The sequence below is a fragment of the Sphingobacterium sp. B16(2022) genome (assembly GCF_012030425.1).
In the GTDB taxonomy this organism is placed as follows: Bacteria; Bacteroidota; Bacteroidia; order Sphingobacteriales; family Sphingobacteriaceae; genus Sphingobacterium; species Sphingobacterium anhuiense.
Window position 1 is genome coordinate 430,305 of record NZ_JAAUVN010000003.1, and the last position, 17,173, is coordinate 447,477.

Consider the following 17,173-nt stretch of genomic DNA (forward strand, 5'->3'; position numbering starts at 1 on the left):
TTAAAAATTCCATTTTTCACAAATACTAAACATGAAAACTTTATGAAATTATTTTACCAAATAAATGTTCTTGAATTTTAGCTCGTTAAGGATTTTAACATAAAAAACAAAACCGTTAAAGTTTATAACTTTAACGGTTTAGATCGTTACATTATGTAATGATAAGATTTTCCCTATCCGCACTGACTAATGACCTGATTGCTTTCTATATTATGGAGGTCTAAAACATCAAAAATTTCTGTTTCTTCATAGCGTGTGGCAACGGAAAGTAGAATGTCTTCACAATGTGTTCTAAACGTTTCGTGAACCAGTTCTACGGTGTTATTTTCGCCTGAAAGGTGCGTTAGAATTAAGTGTTTGAGACGGGCTGTTCGGTATTTGTTGAATAATTCTAACGCAACTGCATTGGAAAGATGCCCCCACCCGCTGCTGATTCTATTTTTTAGAAAATAGGAATATCGCCCGTTTCTAAGCATCTCTTCATCGAAATTGGATTCTAGCAATAGTACATCTGCATGTTTGATGACATGCTGCACATTTGAACACGGACGACCTATATCGGTCAACACGCCAATATTATGCGTTCCATCGGAAATCAAAAAACTGCAAGGTTCTTTTGCATCGTGATACTTAGGTATACCATAAATCTTCATTTCTCCGATCTCGGTAACGGCATCTGGGGTAATGATGTGCACCAAGTGGCCAGGAAGATGCAATCTTGTTCCATCGTAACTGCCCTGAGTGATATACACCGGTATATTATATTTTTTGACAAAAACAGATAAACCCCGAATATGATCCGTATGTTCATGGGTAATAAAAACGGCTTTGATCTGAGTTGGAATTATACCTAGATTATGCATACGGAGATGAATGTGCTTATTATTAATACCCGCATCTACTAGAATAGCTGTATCGCCTTTCGCGATATAATAACAATTTCCATTACTGCCTGAGGCAATAGCACAATACTTCATATGTATTTCATTTATTCTTTATTGACATTTATATTGCATGATCAGACCTCATTCATGCAACATAAATATTTTTATGACAACGGGTTCTTTAACATTAACATTCCGGTAAACTTAACGGAATCTGTACAGCCAAACCGCCATCTGCCGTTTCTTTATATTTAACGTTCATATCTAACGCGGTCTGCCACATGGTCTTGACAACTGTATCGAGACTGACTTTGGCTTTATCAGGGTTGGATTGCAGGGCCAACTGCGCAGCTGTGATAGCCTTTATAGCTCCCATCGTATTTCGCTCAATACATGGTATCTGTACTAAACCTCCAATAGGATCACATGTTAGGCCCAAATGATGTTCCATGGCGATTTCTGCGGCCATGAGAACCTGTCTTTGCGATCCGCCGAGACATTCGGTCAATGCTCCAGCTGCCATTGCTGATGATACTCCAATCTCAGCCTGACATCCGCCCATAGCGGCAGAAATAGTTGCTCCTTTTTTAAATATGGAACCGATTTCGGAAGCGGTTAGAATAAACTGAATAATTTTATCTTCTGAATCTCCATTATGGAAGGTAATAAAATATTGCAATACGGCAGGAATAACACCAGACGCTCCATTTGTTGGCGCGGTAACGACTCTTCCAAATGAAGCATTTTCTTCATTTACTGCTAAAGCAAAACAACTTACCCAATCCAGGATATATTGAAAATTCTCTCCTCCTGCTTTTATTGCTGCGATCCAGCTTTCATAATCGTGATAGCTTCGGTTTTTAAGCAATCGCTGATTCAGTTTTGCAGCTCTTCTTTCTACATTAAGTCCTCCTGGTAGTGTTCCCGCTGTATGGCACCCACGATATATACATTCGTATATGGTTTTATAGATATTTAATACGCCGGCGCGCGTCTCTTCTTCTTCACGCCAAGCATGTTCATTTTCTAAAACGAGCTCTGAGATTTTCAAACCTGTCTTGCGGCACCAATGCAATAAATCCTGTGCGGTATCTACCGGAAAAGGTAGATCGACCTCTGTTGAAGAACTGCTCTCATCATTTTCCTGAACAACAAATCCACCACCAATTGAATAATAGGTTTCACTAAGAGCCTTTCCATTATTCAAAAATGCCTGAAAAGTAACTGCATTGGGATGAAAGGGTAAGCTTTCACTATATAAAAAAAGCAAGTCTTCTTTGTATGTAAACGGAATGGTATGTGTACCAGCCAGACGCAACTGATTTACAGATTTGATATGTTCTACTTTTGGTGTTACTTGATTGACATCAAAAGTTACAGGATCATCTCCGCTTAAACCCAACATCACAGCAATATCAGTTCCGTGCCCAGTACCTGTTTTGGCTAAAGATCCATATAATAATATCTTAACAGATTCGACGTTATTAAGTACATCCTTATCCTGCAGTACCTTTGTGAACTGCTGCGCCGCACGCCAGGGACCTAAGGTATGTGAACTGGAGGGGCCAATACCTATTTTAAACATATCAAAAACGGAAATTTGCTCTTTGCTCATGCTATACTAATAAAGCGCTATAAAAATAATGTTTTTAGGACAGTCCAAAAACATTGCAATTTACAGAATATAAAACAACCACAAAGTTCTTACAAAGATTTAATACTTTATCAATAAAGCTTAATTATCTTTGTTAACTTATCATTAAACAAATGAGAATTAAACACGTTCTGCACTTACTTGGAGTATTTTTTTTAATAGCATCAACAGCACAACTTTTATTCGCTCAACCTAGCCCCAAAAGAGAAGTTCGCGGTGTTTGGATTGCCACTATAGGTAATATTGACTGGCCAACAGTCGCCACTGGCACTAATGTTGAAAAACAGAAACAAGAGCTGATACAAATACTTGACCAGCACAAAAAGTCGAGTATGAATACTATTCTTTTTCAGATTCGACCCGCTGCAGACGCTTTCTATGGTCGTGGTAGAGAAGGCTGGAGCCGTTATTTAACGGGGAAACAAGGAAAGCCTCCTGAACCTTTTTATGACCCTTTGGATTTCATTATCGCTGAATGCCATAAAAGAGGGATGGAACTGCATGCCTGGATCAACCCTTACCGTGCTTCAACAACTCTAAACCCGAACCATTTTTCAGAAGATCATATCACGAAAAAGAAACCCGAATGGTTTTTTACCTACGCTGGAAAAAAATTATTTAATCCGGGAATACCGGAGGTGCGTCAATATATCATCGATGTCATCATGGATGTCGTGAGCAATTATGATATTGATGGTGTTCATTTTGATGATTATTTTTATCCCTACCCCGACAGCCGCAACACAGCTATTCCTGACCGCTTAACGTTTGGCCAATACAGCAACAACTTTTCAAATATAGAGGATTGGCGCAGAAATAATGTCGATGTGCTTATTCACGATCTGGGCGTTGCGATCAAAGCTAAAAAACCTTATGTAAAATACGGTGTTAGTCCTTTTGGTATCTGGGATAATAAGGATGCAAACCGTGACGGTTCTAATACACATGGTTTAAGTGGTTACCGGACTTTATTTGCGGATGGCGTGAAATGGATCAAAGAGGGTTGGATAGACTACATCAATCCCCAGATTTATTTTCCTTTCCAAAACCGTGCTGCCGCTTATGAAATTCTGGTTGAATGGTGGCAACATCATACTTATGGCCGACACTTTTATATCGGTCATGGTGCTTATCGCGTGAATGAGCAAAAACCTGGATGGACTGACCGAAGCCAAATTCCGCGTCAGATCCGTTTTTTACGAGAACAACAGAATGTACAGGGAAGTATCTTCTTTAGTTCAAAATCTTTAACGGACAATCTTGCCGGTCTTCAGGATTCTTTGCAACGTAATCTGTATAAAACATCGGCTTTGCCTCCGACGATGCCGTGGATCGACAGTATCCCGCCCAATGCACCTTTTGGATTACAGTTGAGGTCTTCAGAAAATACAAAATTAAATCACCTAGTCTGGCAAAAACCCGATCGTGCGTCTGATGGTCAATCTGCTTATGGCTATATTGTTTACCGATTTAAAGAGGGGGATCAACCTGATTTGAATAATAGTAAGAATATCATCCATATTTCTTATAATGAGGATGACCTTCAATTTGATGATAGTGACCTGGAAATACATCAACAGTACTATTATATGGTGACGGCACTGGACCGAATGAAAAATGAGAGTGAACCATCTAACATAAGAAGTACCCAAAAAACTCATCTATATAGTACAAATCAAGAAGTAACGCGGCAACAATAAAAAGTTATACAGTACTGGTTTCAAAATATGACAAAAAGAAAGCCGATTAGTATATAATCGGCTTTTTTATTATTTTAATAAAGCATTACGGTATTCATCTGTTATAGCCGGCAATTGGATTTCTTGTCCTTCATTTTTTAAGGAGTCTGCAAATGCATTGGTATTGGCTATTGCTTTCAAATAAGCTGCAACCACAGCATCCGAAACCGCAATTTCTTTTCCTTCTTTGATATTTGCGATATATTGATTGTCGACCAATTTAACTTGTCCAAAAAAACGATAAGCAGCGGCTTTTAATAGTCCTAAATCTTCTTTCGACAATTCTTCAATTCGAGCTCCAGGAGGCAATTTAACCTCTATAAAGGCTTTGCCTTTCGCCAAAGTATCAATGGGATTGTCTAATGGGATTGCCGCTAATGAGGCAAGGTTCAGAACGGGCACTCCCGCTTCTTGTTTGTTTTGGCAACTGACCATTAACACGGTCGCTACGATAAGGGTTAAAAAAGTACGCATGTACAATAGTAAACATAAAAAGGGCTTTTCAACGAATTGAAAAGCCCTTTTTAAGATATCCTTACACTGCTATTACTTTAGTAATTCTGCTAATTTAGCTTCTAAAGCTTCACCTCGTAAATTAGAGGCAACAATCTTTCCTGTCGGATCGATTAAAAAGTTCTGTGGAATACCACGTACTTCATATAAACCTACTGGAGCAGATTTCCATCCTTGCAAATCTGACACTTGTGGCCACTGTCCTAATTGATCGTCTGCAATCGCTTTCAACCAGGCGTCTTTTTTACCTGGATTATCTAAAGAGACTCCAAATACAGTAAAGTTCTTGTCTTTAAATTTATTAAATGCTGCTACAACATTAGGGTTCTCTTGGCGACATGGTCCGCACCAGCTTGCCCAGAAGTCTAATAATACATATTTACCTCTTAAAGAAGAAAGAGAAACCTGATTACCTGCAGTATCAGGTAATGTAAAGTCCGGCGCTACTGCTCCGATAGCTACTGCTTTTAACTTTTCAATTCTTGTTGCTAATTCTTTACCTTTTTTACTGTTTTTTAGCTCTGCTGATAACGCTTGATAACTTGGAATAATCAATGAATTGACATTTTCAGCATCTAATTTATCTCCTAATAAATCCAATGTAATGAAACTTGATTTATTATTTTTAATAAACTGCTCGTCCACCAATTCTTGTTTCTCATTGATTTCTCCGGCTTCTTTTTGCAGACCTGCAATAAAAGTCTGGTCATTACGCTGTTCTTCAGCAGCTTCTGAATAACGCTTATTTAATGCCTGAAATCCCTCTGAGAAAGGCTTAACAGCAGTTTGGTATTTTGCAAAATCATTATTGATCGCATTACCCGAAATAACTGCATTTTTCATCTCACCAGTAGATTCTACTTTGATCACTCCAGTTGACAGGTATACTTGCGTCAAATCAGGATTTTGTATTTCTTTGATGCTAGTTCCGTCTGCTGAAAGAATTAAGTACGCTTTAACAGGTCCAGCAACTGTACCGCTAAATTTAAACTGTCCACCTGTTACTGTTGTTGAATCTATTTTGCGCGCATTGTTTTCAGCATATTGCATAAACACTTTTGCTTTATCTGTCGCTCCTTGTATTTTACCTGTTACGGTAAAATTCTCTTGTGCAAAAATTAAAGTCGGGATAAGTCCTAATCCCAATAATATTCCTTTTTTCATCTGTATATAATTTGATATTTATTACTTCATTTACACGGTTTGGATTACCATCTGCCGCTGGCACCGCCACCACCGAAGCCACCGCCACCAAAACCGCCGAAACCACCACTATCTCCACCGCCACCAAAGCCGCCACCTCCGGAACCGCCTCGTCCAAGTGTATTTAAGAGTGTCCACCAAAACAAATCGGAAGTTCCTGTACCATTCATGACTTTACCACCACCATTTCCACCGTTTCCTCCTTTTCTAGAAATCACTGCGATGACAATGATCACAATCACAATCACGATCAACATCTTTGAAGTGCCTCCTTTTCCTTGGGGTTGCTTAGGATCTGCTTTATACTCTCCTTTGGTATAGGAAATCAGAGCATCAGTTGCCTTATTAACTCCTGAAAAATAATCCTGCGCCCGGAAAGCTGGCTTTATTTCGTTTTCAATAATTCGATGTGCGATCGCATCAGGAACAGCGCCTTCTATACCGTACCCTGTCTGAATAGTAACAGCACGATCGCCAATTGCGGCAAGCAACAGAATACCTGTGTTGTACTTTTTATTTCCTACGCCCCACTTTTGAGCTAGTCTTACGGCATAATCACTGATATCATAAGATCCTGTTGAATTCATCAAGACTACCGCAATCTGTATGGAGGTAGAGTCTTCAAAAGCCAGTAGTTTTTGCTCTAACTGCTGTACCTGAGTGGGCGATAATGTGTTTGTATAATCGTTGACCAATCTGTTGGATGTCGCCGGAAAATCGTCCTGTGCAAATACACCTGCAATACTAAATAGTACTGCGACTGCCGTCATGACAACAAAACGTATGGCTGACAATCTAATTTTGGTCAATGACCTATTTTCTTTTCGTTTATCCATTTTTTATTTATCGCCAAAAACAATATCATTTGGTAATTCATTAATATCATCGTCTTCTCGTGGATAAAATTTCGCCAGTTGTTCGCCTGCATGCTCAATGCCTTGGATCAAACCATTCACATATTGTGCATTCCGAAATTCCTGAACCATAATTTCTTTCGTTTTCTCCCAGAAATCGTCCCCTACTTTCTTATGAATTCCCGCATCTCCTATAACGGAAAATTTATGGTCTTCGTGTGCTAAGTAGATTAAAACTCCATTTCTTAAAGCGGTCTTATGCATATCCAACTTTTCAAAATAGTGGGTTGCACGATCGAAAACTTCTCCAGGACAGTGTTTCTCAACAACCACACGGATCTCACCGGAAGTTTTATTTTCCGCAATACTGATCGCATGTACTACTTTTTCCTGCTCTTCTGATGAAAATGTTCCCATTACTAAAGTCTTTTTTAAATAAAAAAAGATGAATGCGTGCACAAATTTCGGCCATCATTCATCTTTTCTAGTAAACTAATACGCTGTATTTAGAAAGATACTGCTGGCGCTTTATCCGCACCTTCTTGTGCTGTGAAAGTTCCTTTTGCTTTAAAGCCAAACATGCCAGCCATCAAATTGTTAGGAAAACTTCTCACAGTTGTATTGAACTGCTGTACCGCTTCATTGTAAGCTCTACGTTCGGTTGAAATTCTATTTTCAGTACCTTCTAATTGCGCTTGCAATTCTAAAAAGTTTTGATTTGCTTTCAAATCTGGGTAAGCTTCTACTGTAGCCATCAACTTACTTAAAGAACCTGAAAACTGGTCCTGTACTTTTTGATATTGTGCAATTGTTTCTTCATTCAAATTGGTAGGATCTACCGTGATAGAAGTCGCCTTGGCACGTGCTTCAACAACAGCTGTTAATGTACTTTCTTCGTGCTTTGCTGCTCCTTTTACGGTATTTACCAAATTCGGAACTAAATCTGCACGTCTCTGATATGCATTTTCAACTTGAGCCCATTTTCCTTTTACATTTTCATCTTGCGATACCATTGTATTGTATCCGCATGAACTGAAAGATAATGCGACCATTAAACCAAAGAATGCGACTAATAATCTTTTCATTTTTTGTTGAATTAATATATTTCAAATTAAATTTTGATAGAAAGCTTACTACAAAGCTCATACCACTCCTACGAATATAAGAATAATTTTAGGCGTTAAGTATTTATAACTAAAAAAATACAGCAGTTATCCTTAACTTTGGGCTGTTTTTGGGATAAAAACCCAGCAAGAAATTTATGCAGAAAGAAATTGAACTGGCTATCGCTCCGGAAAGAATTGAGGACGATAATTATATTCTAATTCAAGGTTCTAAAGCCTTGAAAATAAATGGTGAGCGTATTAAAGGATTTAAAATTCGCAAGCGTTCTATTGATGCCCGTAGCCGACATGTCGTTTTTAGAGCTCGTATTATATTTTTTATCGACGAAGAACCTATTAATGAAGTTTTTGAAACCCACTTTAAATTGGCCCATAACGCACAACCAGTGTTAATTATCGGTGCTGGCCCTGCAGGTTTATTTGCAGCGCTACAATGTTTGGAAAAAGGGCTTAAACCTATTATTGTTGAACGTGGTAAAGCTGTGCAGGATCGCCGCCGTGACCTTGCGAAGTTAAACCGCGAAGGTATTGTTGATGAAGACTCCAATTATTGTTTTGGTGAAGGTGGTGCCGGTACATATTCTGATGGAAAGCTATATACCCGCTCGGATAAACGTGGTGATGTTGAGAAAGTACTTAAACTTTTTGTTGCCCATGGTGCGAATGAAGATATTTTGGTCAATGCGCGCCCTCATATCGGAACGAACAAGTTACCTCATATTATTCAGGACATCCGAGAAACGATTATCGCGCATGGTGGCGAGGTTATTTTTGAACAACGTGTAGTTGATATCAATACGGAAAATAATCAGGTTACAGGTGTCACACTTGCAAGTGGAAAACAATTGAAATCAAATCATGTCATTGTAGCTACAGGACACTCGGCACGTGATATTTTCGAACTCTTCCGTGCTAAAAACTGGTTACTTGAGGCTAAAGCTTTTGCTCTAGGTGTTCGAATTGAGCATCCGCAGGAGATTATTGATCAAGCACAGTATCATTGTGAAGTCCGAAGCGAGCATCTTCCACCGGCTTATTATAGTCTTGTGGAACAGGTAAATGGCCGTGGTGTGTTTTCGTTCTGTATGTGCCCAGGTGGGGTCATTGCTCCTTGTTCTACTGCAGACAATGAAATCGTTGTGAATGGCTGGTCGCCATCGAAACGCAATAATCCGCACGCCAATTCTGGTACTGTTATCCAGATCAACCTGGAGGATGTTCCGGGATCGGACAGCAATCCATTTGCGTTGTTGGATTTTCAACGTGAAATCGAAAAACGTGCTTTTGAAGCTGGTGGTGGAAAAATGGTGGCTCCTGCGCAACGGATGATTGATTTTGTTGAGGGGCGGATATCCAAAGATCTTCCGGAAAACTCTTATAAACCGGGTACGGTTTCTGCAGATTTAACTCAGGTGTTACCAAAATTTGTGTACGAAGCATTACGCGGTGCATTGCCTATCTTCGGTAAAAAGATGAAAGGTTACTATACCAATGAAGCTATCCTTGTTGCTGTAGAATCCCGCACTTCTTCACCCGTCCGTATTCCCCGTGATAAGTTATCTTTACAACATCCTGAAATTAAGGGTCTTTACCCTTGTGCTGAAGGGGCTGGTTATGCTGGGGGTATTATTTCCGCTGCTATTGATGGTATGAACTGTGCCAATGCGATCAATTAAATTGATAAAATATTAAATTGGTCTTGCAAAAATTCAAATAAAGCCGTATTTTTGTAAGACCAACGCGAAAGTAGCTCAGTTGGTAGAGCACAACCTTGCCAAGGTTGGGGTCGCGAGTTCGAATCTCGTCTTTCGCTCAAAATAAAAAAGCTTCCAAAATTTGGAAGCTTTTTTATTTTATACTGCTTCGTTATGGGGCACTTTTTTTCCCAGTCGCATGACAGCTGGTGTAAAAAAGGACAATACGCCTACAATCATCATCAATAATCCTGCGATCACAAAAGCGTTGGCTACTCCAATTACATCTGCTATCATACCCGTAAAAAGTAATCCGATGACACTTGGCAGAATAGCAAGACTAAAATAGAGCGAAAATACGCGACCTAACATTTGGGGTGCGACTTCTTCTTGTATGGTCGTCATAAAAGAGGCTGAGAACAGCGACATGGATACACCGCCTATTCCAGTCACGATTACAAAAGGAATGAACCAAGTGGATGGGAACCATCCTGAAAAAGCAAATGTCAATCCCAGTACAATATGCATGGTATTGATCATAATTACTTTCGAAAAATTCACTTTAAATGCTCCCAATAATCCTCCTCCTACTAACATGCCTACTCCCCATATAATTTCAATCACACTCATCTCCCATTTTCCGCCATTAAAATGATCGATTGTCAAAAGTGGAAACATAATAGCGATCGGCATAACACAAAAAGTAGCGATCATCGCGTATAAAAACAATAGGCTCAAGCCACGATTATGGTAGATGGCCTGCATACCTTGTTTCAGATCACCCCATGCCTGTCCAAAGGATAATTTAGATTCAACCTTTAAATGAGGAATGGTGACAAAGAACAACGATACTATTGCAACTGCCGCACCGATAACATCGAGATAAAGCACTTGAGCGATTGAAAAATAAGTAATCGCCAGCGTTCCTAATGCAGGCCCGGCAATACTACTGACGGACTGAAGCATCTGATTTATTCCAGATACACGTAGCAATTTATCTTCCGGAACCATCAGTGGTGCTATTGCCTGCATCGCTGGTGCATGAAAAGCTGCCCCTATGGAACGACAAGTTAGCAACAGATAGATCAGCGATAGCCCTACTGCAGCCTCCTGCAAAACAAAAGTCATCATTAGGGTGCATAAAGCAATAAATGCATCGGCAAAAATCATTACCTTTTTCCGGTCCCAGCGATCAATTAAAACACCTACGAAGGGTCCAATAAGTGCCTGTGGCAATAAGCCTGCAATACCTGCCAAAGCCAATACCTCGGCCGACTTATGCGTTAAACTCAACCAGACAATCACAGCAAAATTGACAGCAGAGCTCGTCAACAGTGACACAAATTGTCCAATCCAAATATACATATAGGTTTGAAACCAATTTTTCTTTTCCATAAAATAATAAAGTATTATACAACCTTAAATGATGCGAAATATCATTTATTAAAAAAACTATTTACTTGACTGAGCTAAAATCGTCAAGGAATAAAATAAAACGTTGTATATAAAGCGACTTTCATAACGATGCAAATTTACAAAAATTTGTTAACTTTAAGATTAGCAACATCCTATAAATTATGAAAGTTTTCAGAAGCAGACAAGACCCTTTGATGGATGCCATGATCATTGGCCTTATATTATCCATGATAGTCATGATGATCGTTACACTTCGTACTGAACAAGCTACTTTTATAGAATTTGTGACTATAATAGGTCTTCCGACATTGTTGATAGCCACATTATTATTACCAAGACCGAGGTATACAATAGACAGTCCGTATTTTTCTTATCGAACGTGTATCTTTAGAGGAAAGATTGCCATTGACAAAATTCACAAAATAGAGATTGGAAAGACTTTATGGGTGGGTTTTAAACCAGCAGCTGCCCGCAAAGGTTTGATCATACACTATAACAAGTACGAAGAAATATACATTAGCCCAGACGGAAATGATAATTTTGTAAATGAATTACTGCAATACAATCCTGCTATTAAAATCATACGATCAGCTTAATCAGCGGTCCAACCACATCTGAAAATCGGATGATTTATCTTCACTCACGATAACTTCGATACCAGCTGGCAACGCTGGTTGTAATTGGAGCCGTATGCGATTACGAGCTACTTTCAACATATCTATAATGGAATCTATATGGATAATGAATTTGCGATTGACCTGAAAAAAGAATGTTGGATCCAGGCGAGACACAAGACCTGTTATGGTATCGTCGACAATAAATTGATCTCCATCTTTTGTGTAGCCGTACAATATTTTATCTTCAGCCATAAAATAGGCAATTTCTGTTGTCGGTATCGATTTTAACCGCATACCATACCGTACTAGAAAACGAGTTTTGTATTGAATCTCCCTGGTATCCTGGACGATAAACGGCGCGACTTTATTAAGTGCCTGTTGTAACTCGTCGTCGTCATACGGCTTCAACAAATAGGCATAGCCTTGATTCTGAAAAGCTTTTAAGGCGTAATCTTCAAACGCTGTAGTAAAAATAACAGGTGCCTGAACTTTGACCTGGTCAAATATTTCGAAACTCAATCCATCACCGAGTTGCACATCCATAAAAATGAGATCGACTTCATTTTTAAGCAACCAATCGGTAGCTTCACGCACTGTTGTTATAATCGTAGATTGAAATTTCGTAGCAATCAATTGGTCTAATTTCTCCAATAGACTTTCAGAGGCCCAATTTTCATCTTCTACGATTAATATCTTTTTAAACATGTGCTGAATTTAAAAAAAAATCCCCATTCTTTCGAGAATGGGGATCGGAATTTATGAAATTGCTCTAATTTTATAAATCTGGATTATTTGATATCGCTTCTTTAGGATAACGAATGACATAACGTGGATCATTTTGAATTAAAGTATAGTCTTTAGACTGATAGCTATGTACAATTTCAGGTCGTGTTGTACGTTTTAAATCGTACCAACGCAATCCTTCCAAAGCAAGTTCTCGAGCACGCTCATCTAGTATAAACATAATCAGTTCAGCATTAGATAGGGTTGCCAATTTTACTTGAGCTGTTGTAAAAGCACTTGCGGTCAATCTATTTTTTAATAGCGTAGTCAAAGCTGCAATAGCTTGTTCTTTTTGTCCCAATCTCGCTGCTGTTTCCGCTTTAATTAAATATAACTCTGCATTTCTAAACGTGACATTAAAGCGGTTATCTCCCCCTTTTTTAGATACATAGTCACTTCCTAATTTTTGAAAATAACGATTAACACGTAAATCTCCCGCTTTATACTTAGCCATAAAAGATGGACTAATATAAGTTGAGCGAGAAACATTCGTTTTTCCTACCTCTTCCCATGCCTGAATCATCTCTTTGGATTCAAAATCATTTGGTAATTTTGAACCGACTTCGTTTAAATTTTCTAGATTCGCATTAATCGCTAATCCTTTATCGGCAGCTTTGGTTGCAAGTTCCCATTCGCCACGATATAATCTTAAACGTGCTTCAAAGGCTTCGTAAGCACGACGGCTGAATCTGTATTTTACGTTGGTCGCCTGATCTTGAACTTGTAATAAAGCAGATGCGTCTTCCATATCCTGCAGAATCTGGGCATATACTTTTTCTACTGTTGCTGGCGCAAACAATTGCTCCAAGTCTACTTTTATCGAAATCGGTACGCCACGATCTGTTGCAGCTGTTGCAGCATTATAATTATCAGCGTAGGTATTTAATAATTCAAAGTGCGCATAAGCACGTAACAAATAGGCTTCTGCACGGATTTGCTTTACAGCATCTGTATCTCCTGCTTTGTCTTTAGCTTCTGCAATGATGTGATTGGCATAGAAAATACTTTTAAAGAGCGTTTCCCAAGCCATGGATTGAGTATTGCGATCAGGATTTTGATCATTCCATAGATAAAGATCTTTCAATGTTGCCAGATCGGTAGAAAATTCATCCAATAACAACTCGTCTGTACGTAAGTTTAAGTATGATTTGTGTTCTGGATAAACTTTATAGCCACTAAACATCAAAGCTCTAAAATCAGCTTCTGTAGTAGGAACAACAGTTCCTACTGGTTGTATATCTAAGTATTTATTGCAAGAAGTGCTTAAAAGCCCACCAACTAACAATCCTATATATAATAAATTCTTTTTCATGGATATCTTAATTAAAATGATGCTGTTAAACCAAAAGCAAATGATTTGGAGATGGGTTGTGCATAGTTATTACCAAACGTTTCCGGATCAAAATATCCATCATAATTATTACCAAAAACAAACAGGTTACGTCCTTCTATATTAAATCGGATATTAGATGCCTGAATTTTATTTGCTACTGATTTTGGCAAAGTATAACCTAAACGGATGCTATTGACACGTAAATAACTCATCTTTTTAGACCAGATATCTAAATATTTAAAAGCATTTGATGGATCGTTACCATCCATCCAGCTGTAGGCCATCCAGCGATCACTCGCTTCAGCGCTTGTCGAACCTATTGCAATAAAATCTTTTGAGCCTGGAGTCAATGCCTGCAGTACATCTTTTGTATAATTGGATCCGCGATCTACAATGGCTGGATTATAAGTTGGACTACGTCTCATCCATTGGTCAATATTAAATACAACTGAAACAGCTAGATCAAAATTAGCATAGCGGAACCTGTTTGTCATACCACCAACAAATTTAGGGTCCATACTACCTTTGTATTTAAATTTATTCTGATATTCATTGTTATTCATCGATGAATTTACAAAAAGACCCGGCGCCATATCTGCATAGGGATCAAACAATTGAAAGTAATCTTCATATGATACGACAGCTCCTTGATCGTTGTAGAACTGAGGCAAACCATCAGCATCCAAACCAGCTGTCTCAATTTCATACATCGCATTGATCGGATTACCTGCACGCGCATCTACATTGTAAGCTGTCGGATCTGCCATCACACGTTTCAACTTATTACGGTTATGTGCAATATTAAAATCTGTCGACCAAGAGAAACGATCACGCACGATATTTTGGCTATTAACTGAGAATTCAATACCATCATTGCTAACAGATGCCCAGTTGCGTGATACATTCGGGAATCCATTTTCTAATGGCAATTGACTTGTACCAATTAGATCTGTCGATAAACGATTATAATAATCAACCGTAAACTGTACTCTATTTTTTAGAATTCCGAAATCAAAACCTGCATTCCAGGACTGTGTACGCTCCCAACGTAATTTATCATTAGCAGGCATGTCAACAACAATGCTTTCTTCGTTATTTCCAGGCAACATAGATCCATTACTATATGTACCGATAATAAATGGATATGAATTACGATCAATATTACCTTGTATACCGTAAGAACCACGAAATTTCAGATTAGAAACCCATTCCTGATCTTTCAAGAAATCTTCTTCTTTTGCATTCCATGATCCCGATAGTGACCAGATGGGTAAGAATCTATATTTAGGATCTACACCAAACATATTGGAGCCATCGTAACGGATACTACCATATATATTATATTTACGATCATAACTATATGAAGCATTTGCATAAAATGATGCATAAGAAGATTCACCTATTGTTTTAACATATTGCTGATATTTTTTATCAGTCGCATAATTACTAGATGGGAACAAAATAGGCTGAGTTGTCAATGTTTTTGGATTGTAACCAAAACCGCGTGTCATTATACCCGTATTTTTAGATCTTCTCAACTCCGTACCTGCCATGATTTCAATATCATGGTGATCATCGAATTTCAAGTTGTATTGAGCAAAAGATTTCCAGTTGTATTGAAAAATACTGTTCTTATCATTCTGGATTTGCCCGCCATCAGGCAAAAAATACTTATTTGTTTTTGAAGCACTATCATAATAACGTGTTTGTGCCCTAAACTTTCTTGTATTATAACTTTCCTTGTCAGCGAAACGCTCTGTGCCTGACTCTTCAAATTGCAAACCCAGTTCAGTACGTAAAGATAACGATGGCAAAATCTGATAGGTTAAATTTGCAATCGCTTTTAAGCTTTTGTTATTCAAATTATAATTTGTATTTGCACGTTCTTCTAGAGCATTGAAAGGAATATAGGTATCTCTTTCATAGCCTACGATATCTTGGTCATACACATAATTACCCTGTGCGTCTCTTGGCGTCAAATATGGGTTAACTGTCCGTGCATAGGTATTGGGGTTTGTAAATGCATCACGATCCTGAATGAAATTATTACGATCTGTAGATGATCCCAATAAATTGATACCAGCCTTTAGCTTATTACTGATCTTAAAGTTATTATTTAAAGTCAATGAATAACGACGCATTCCGACCCCTTTGGTAGCTGCTTGTTCATCATAGAATCCACCTGATAAATAAAAATCATGTCCATCAGATCCTCCAGATATTGCTGCTGTATATTGCTGATTTAATGCAGTACGGTACAATTCATCTCCCCAGTTATGACTCTGACTGCGCAATTGACTGATCGCATCTTGTGTTGTTTTAGAAAGGCCCGTTATACCAAATTTACGATAAGAATCTAATTCATTATTAGCACTCAACAACCGAGCAATAGCGCCTTGGTTAGTACGGTAAGTCAAATCCGAACGATTGGCCATCCCTAATTCAAACTCAACCTTTTCTGATGCGTTCATCAGGTTGAGTTTCGTAAAATCAGGTTTTTGCGTAACGAAACTATTTGCCGATACAGAAACCTGTGTAGGTCCTTTTTTACCTTTTTTAGTTGTAATGACGATAACACCATTGGCAGCTCTAGCGCCATAAATTGAAGTTGCCGCGGCATCTTTCAATACGGTAATATCCGCAATATCATCTGGATTGATACCTGCAATCGGTAAATTCGACAGATTGTTCAAATTATCTTTATCGAAAGTATTGGGCAATGCAGTTCCTTCGATCGGTAAACCATCAATTACCCATAGTGGATCTTGTGTTCCATTTAAGGATACGGTACCGCGGATACGAATCTTTGGTGCACTGTTTGGTCCACCATTAAGATTGCTTAATTGTAAACCTGCTACCTGTCCTTCCAGTAATTGGTCAACACTAGACACACCGGTTTGCTTGATATCATCTAATTTCAGCTTATTATAAGCGGTCGTGTTTTTGACCTTACTGATATTGGTATACCCTGTTACGATCACTTCATCAAGAGCATTATCTGTTGCCTCCAAAAAGATCGTGTTGTATACCTTTGCTACCTGGACTTGCTTATTTTGGTACCCTACAAAGGAAACCGTAAAATATTTAACGTCCGTCGGTACAGTTAGCGTAAAATTACCAGCATTGTCGGTCACTGCTCCCAATGCAGATTGTTGTATTTGACCAACTACGCCCGTAGATTCCCCTACTGCTGTGCTTTCAATAAAAACTGTAGCACCTAATATCGGTGTTTGTGTTTTGCTATCCAACACTTTTCCCTTTAGGGTTATCGTTTCTTGTGCATACGAAGTAAGTTGCACGCAAGAAAAGATGACAAAGAGTAAGAATTTGTTCATTTGTTTTTTATATATAGATTTTTG

Annotated in this window: 14 protein-coding genes and 1 tRNA gene; 4 read left to right on the top strand and 11 right to left on the bottom strand. The window is 38.5% G+C overall.

All coding sequences use genetic code 11. The annotated features are described in order from the left end of the window. Positions 1 to 173: 173 nt before the first annotated feature. On the bottom strand, positions 174 to 977 hold the full coding sequence (locus tag HCX49_RS16385) for an MBL fold metallo-hydrolase (RefSeq protein WP_021191984.1): 804 nt from the start codon (positions 975 to 977) through the stop codon (positions 174 to 176). Between the two features lie 94 nt (positions 978 to 1,071). Next, complete coding sequence (locus tag HCX49_RS16390; RefSeq protein WP_021191985.1) at positions 1,072 to 2,499, bottom strand: L-serine ammonia-lyase; 1,428 nt, start codon at positions 2,497 to 2,499, stop codon at positions 1,072 to 1,074. A gap of 152 nt (positions 2,500 to 2,651) precedes the next feature. Here HCX49_RS16390 and HCX49_RS16395 point away from each other — a divergent pair, with 152 nt between their 5' ends. Further along, on the top strand, positions 2,652 to 4,238 hold the full coding sequence (locus HCX49_RS16395; protein WP_168127633.1) for a glycoside hydrolase family 10 protein: 1,587 nt from the start codon (positions 2,652 to 2,654) through the stop codon (positions 4,236 to 4,238). Between the two features lie 69 nt (positions 4,239 to 4,307). On the opposite strand, the gene HCX49_RS16400 is transcribed toward HCX49_RS16395, so the two are convergent. The 5 genes from HCX49_RS16400 to HCX49_RS16420 form a co-directional block, all read right to left on the bottom strand. Then, the gene (locus HCX49_RS16400; protein ID WP_132769430.1) at positions 4,308 to 4,751 is read right to left on the bottom strand and encodes a hypothetical protein; all 444 of its coding nucleotides are present in this window, start codon (positions 4,749 to 4,751) and stop codon (positions 4,308 to 4,310) included. A 72-nt stretch (positions 4,752 to 4,823) separates the two neighbouring features. Next, the gene (locus tag HCX49_RS16405) at positions 4,824 to 5,954 is read right to left on the bottom strand and encodes a TlpA disulfide reductase family protein (RefSeq protein ID WP_168127634.1); all 1,131 of its coding nucleotides are present in this window, start codon (positions 5,952 to 5,954) and stop codon (positions 4,824 to 4,826) included. A gap of 44 nt (positions 5,955 to 5,998) precedes the next feature. Beyond that, complete coding sequence (locus HCX49_RS16410; RefSeq protein ID WP_132770060.1) at positions 5,999 to 6,763, bottom strand: TPM domain-containing protein; 765 nt, start codon at positions 6,761 to 6,763, stop codon at positions 5,999 to 6,001. A 69-nt stretch (positions 6,764 to 6,832) separates the two neighbouring features. Further along, complete coding sequence (locus HCX49_RS16415) at positions 6,833 to 7,264, bottom strand: TPM domain-containing protein (RefSeq protein WP_021188861.1); 432 nt, start codon at positions 7,262 to 7,264, stop codon at positions 6,833 to 6,835. An 89-nt stretch (positions 7,265 to 7,353) separates the two neighbouring features. Then, complete coding sequence (locus HCX49_RS16420) at positions 7,354 to 7,932, bottom strand: LemA family protein (RefSeq protein WP_021188860.1); 579 nt, start codon at positions 7,930 to 7,932, stop codon at positions 7,354 to 7,356. 176 nt (positions 7,933 to 8,108) lie between these two features. On the opposite strand from HCX49_RS16420, the gene HCX49_RS16425 reads away from it, so the two are divergent. Then, positions 8,109 to 9,647 (top strand): NAD(P)/FAD-dependent oxidoreductase, encoded by a 1,539-nt coding sequence (locus HCX49_RS16425; RefSeq protein ID WP_021188859.1) that lies wholly within the window; start codon positions 8,109 to 8,111, stop codon positions 9,645 to 9,647. A 64-nt stretch (positions 9,648 to 9,711) separates the two neighbouring features. Then, positions 9,712 to 9,784: transfer RNA gene (locus HCX49_RS16430), tRNA-Gly, on the top strand. Positions 9,785 to 9,824: 40 nt separating this feature from the next. Here HCX49_RS16430 and HCX49_RS16435 read toward each other — a convergent pair. Next, the gene (locus HCX49_RS16435) at positions 9,825 to 11,060 is read right to left on the bottom strand and encodes an MFS transporter (RefSeq protein ID WP_132769434.1); all 1,236 of its coding nucleotides are present in this window, start codon (positions 11,058 to 11,060) and stop codon (positions 9,825 to 9,827) included. Between the two features lie 182 nt (positions 11,061 to 11,242). On the opposite strand from HCX49_RS16435, the gene HCX49_RS16440 reads away from it, so the two are divergent. Continuing rightward, a complete protein-coding gene (locus HCX49_RS16440; protein ID WP_021188858.1) occupies positions 11,243 to 11,677 on the top strand; it encodes a PH domain-containing protein in 435 nt (144 codons plus the stop codon). On the opposite strand, the gene HCX49_RS16445 is transcribed toward HCX49_RS16440, so the two are convergent. From HCX49_RS16445 to HCX49_RS16455, 3 genes are all read right to left on the bottom strand, one after another. Further along, entirely contained in the window at positions 11,678 to 12,403 is a 726-nt protein-coding gene (locus HCX49_RS16445; protein WP_132769438.1) for a LytR/AlgR family response regulator transcription factor, read from the bottom strand. 70 nt (positions 12,404 to 12,473) lie between these two features. Next, entirely contained in the window at positions 12,474 to 13,793 is a 1,320-nt protein-coding gene (locus tag HCX49_RS16450) for a RagB/SusD family nutrient uptake outer membrane protein (RefSeq protein WP_132769440.1), read from the bottom strand. 11 nt (positions 13,794 to 13,804) lie between these two features. Further along, a complete protein-coding gene (locus tag HCX49_RS16455; RefSeq protein ID WP_168127635.1) occupies positions 13,805 to 17,149 on the bottom strand; it encodes a SusC/RagA family TonB-linked outer membrane protein in 3,345 nt (1,114 codons plus the stop codon). Positions 17,150 to 17,173 lie beyond the last annotated feature (24 nt).

Bases quoted from the DNA above. Each gene is read 5' to 3' on its own strand.
- HCX49_RS16415 (WP_021188861.1), bottom strand. From the start codon at position 7,264: ATGGGAACATTTTCATCAGAAGAGCAGGAAAAAGTAGTACATGCGATC.
- HCX49_RS16435 (WP_132769434.1), bottom strand. From the start codon at position 11,060: ATGGAAAAGAAAAATTGGTTTCAAACCTATATGTATATTTGGATTGGA.
- HCX49_RS16390 (WP_021191985.1), bottom strand. From the start codon at position 2,499: ATGAGCAAAGAGCAAATTTCCGTTTTTGATATGTTTAAAATAGGTATT.
- HCX49_RS16400 (WP_132769430.1), bottom strand. From the start codon at position 4,751: ATGCGTACTTTTTTAACCCTTATCGTAGCGACCGTGTTAATGGTCAGT.
- HCX49_RS16405 (WP_168127634.1), bottom strand. From the start codon at position 5,954: ATGAAAAAAGGAATATTATTGGGATTAGGACTTATCCCGACTTTAATT.
- HCX49_RS16395 (WP_168127633.1), top strand. From the start codon at position 2,652: ATGAGAATTAAACACGTTCTGCACTTACTTGGAGTATTTTTTTTAATA.
- HCX49_RS16420 (WP_021188860.1), bottom strand. From the start codon at position 7,932: ATGAAAAGATTATTAGTCGCATTCTTTGGTTTAATGGTCGCATTATCT.
- HCX49_RS16450 (WP_132769440.1), bottom strand. From the start codon at position 13,793: ATGAAAAAGAATTTATTATATATAGGATTGTTAGTTGGTGGGCTTTTA.
- HCX49_RS16425 (WP_021188859.1), top strand. From the start codon at position 8,109: ATGCAGAAAGAAATTGAACTGGCTATCGCTCCGGAAAGAATTGAGGAC.
- HCX49_RS16410 (WP_132770060.1), bottom strand. From the start codon at position 6,763: ATGACGGCAGTCGCAGTACTATTTAGTATTGCAGGTGTATTTGCACAG.
- HCX49_RS16445 (WP_132769438.1), bottom strand. From the start codon at position 12,403: ATGTTTAAAAAGATATTAATCGTAGAAGATGAAAATTGGGCCTCTGAA.
- HCX49_RS16440 (WP_021188858.1), top strand. From the start codon at position 11,243: ATGAAAGTTTTCAGAAGCAGACAAGACCCTTTGATGGATGCCATGATC.
- HCX49_RS16385 (WP_021191984.1), bottom strand. From the start codon at position 977: ATGAAGTATTGTGCTATTGCCTCAGGCAGTAATGGAAATTGTTATTAT.
- HCX49_RS16455 (WP_168127635.1), bottom strand. From the start codon at position 17,149: ATGAACAAATTCTTACTCTTTGTCATCTTTTCTTGCGTGCAACTTACT.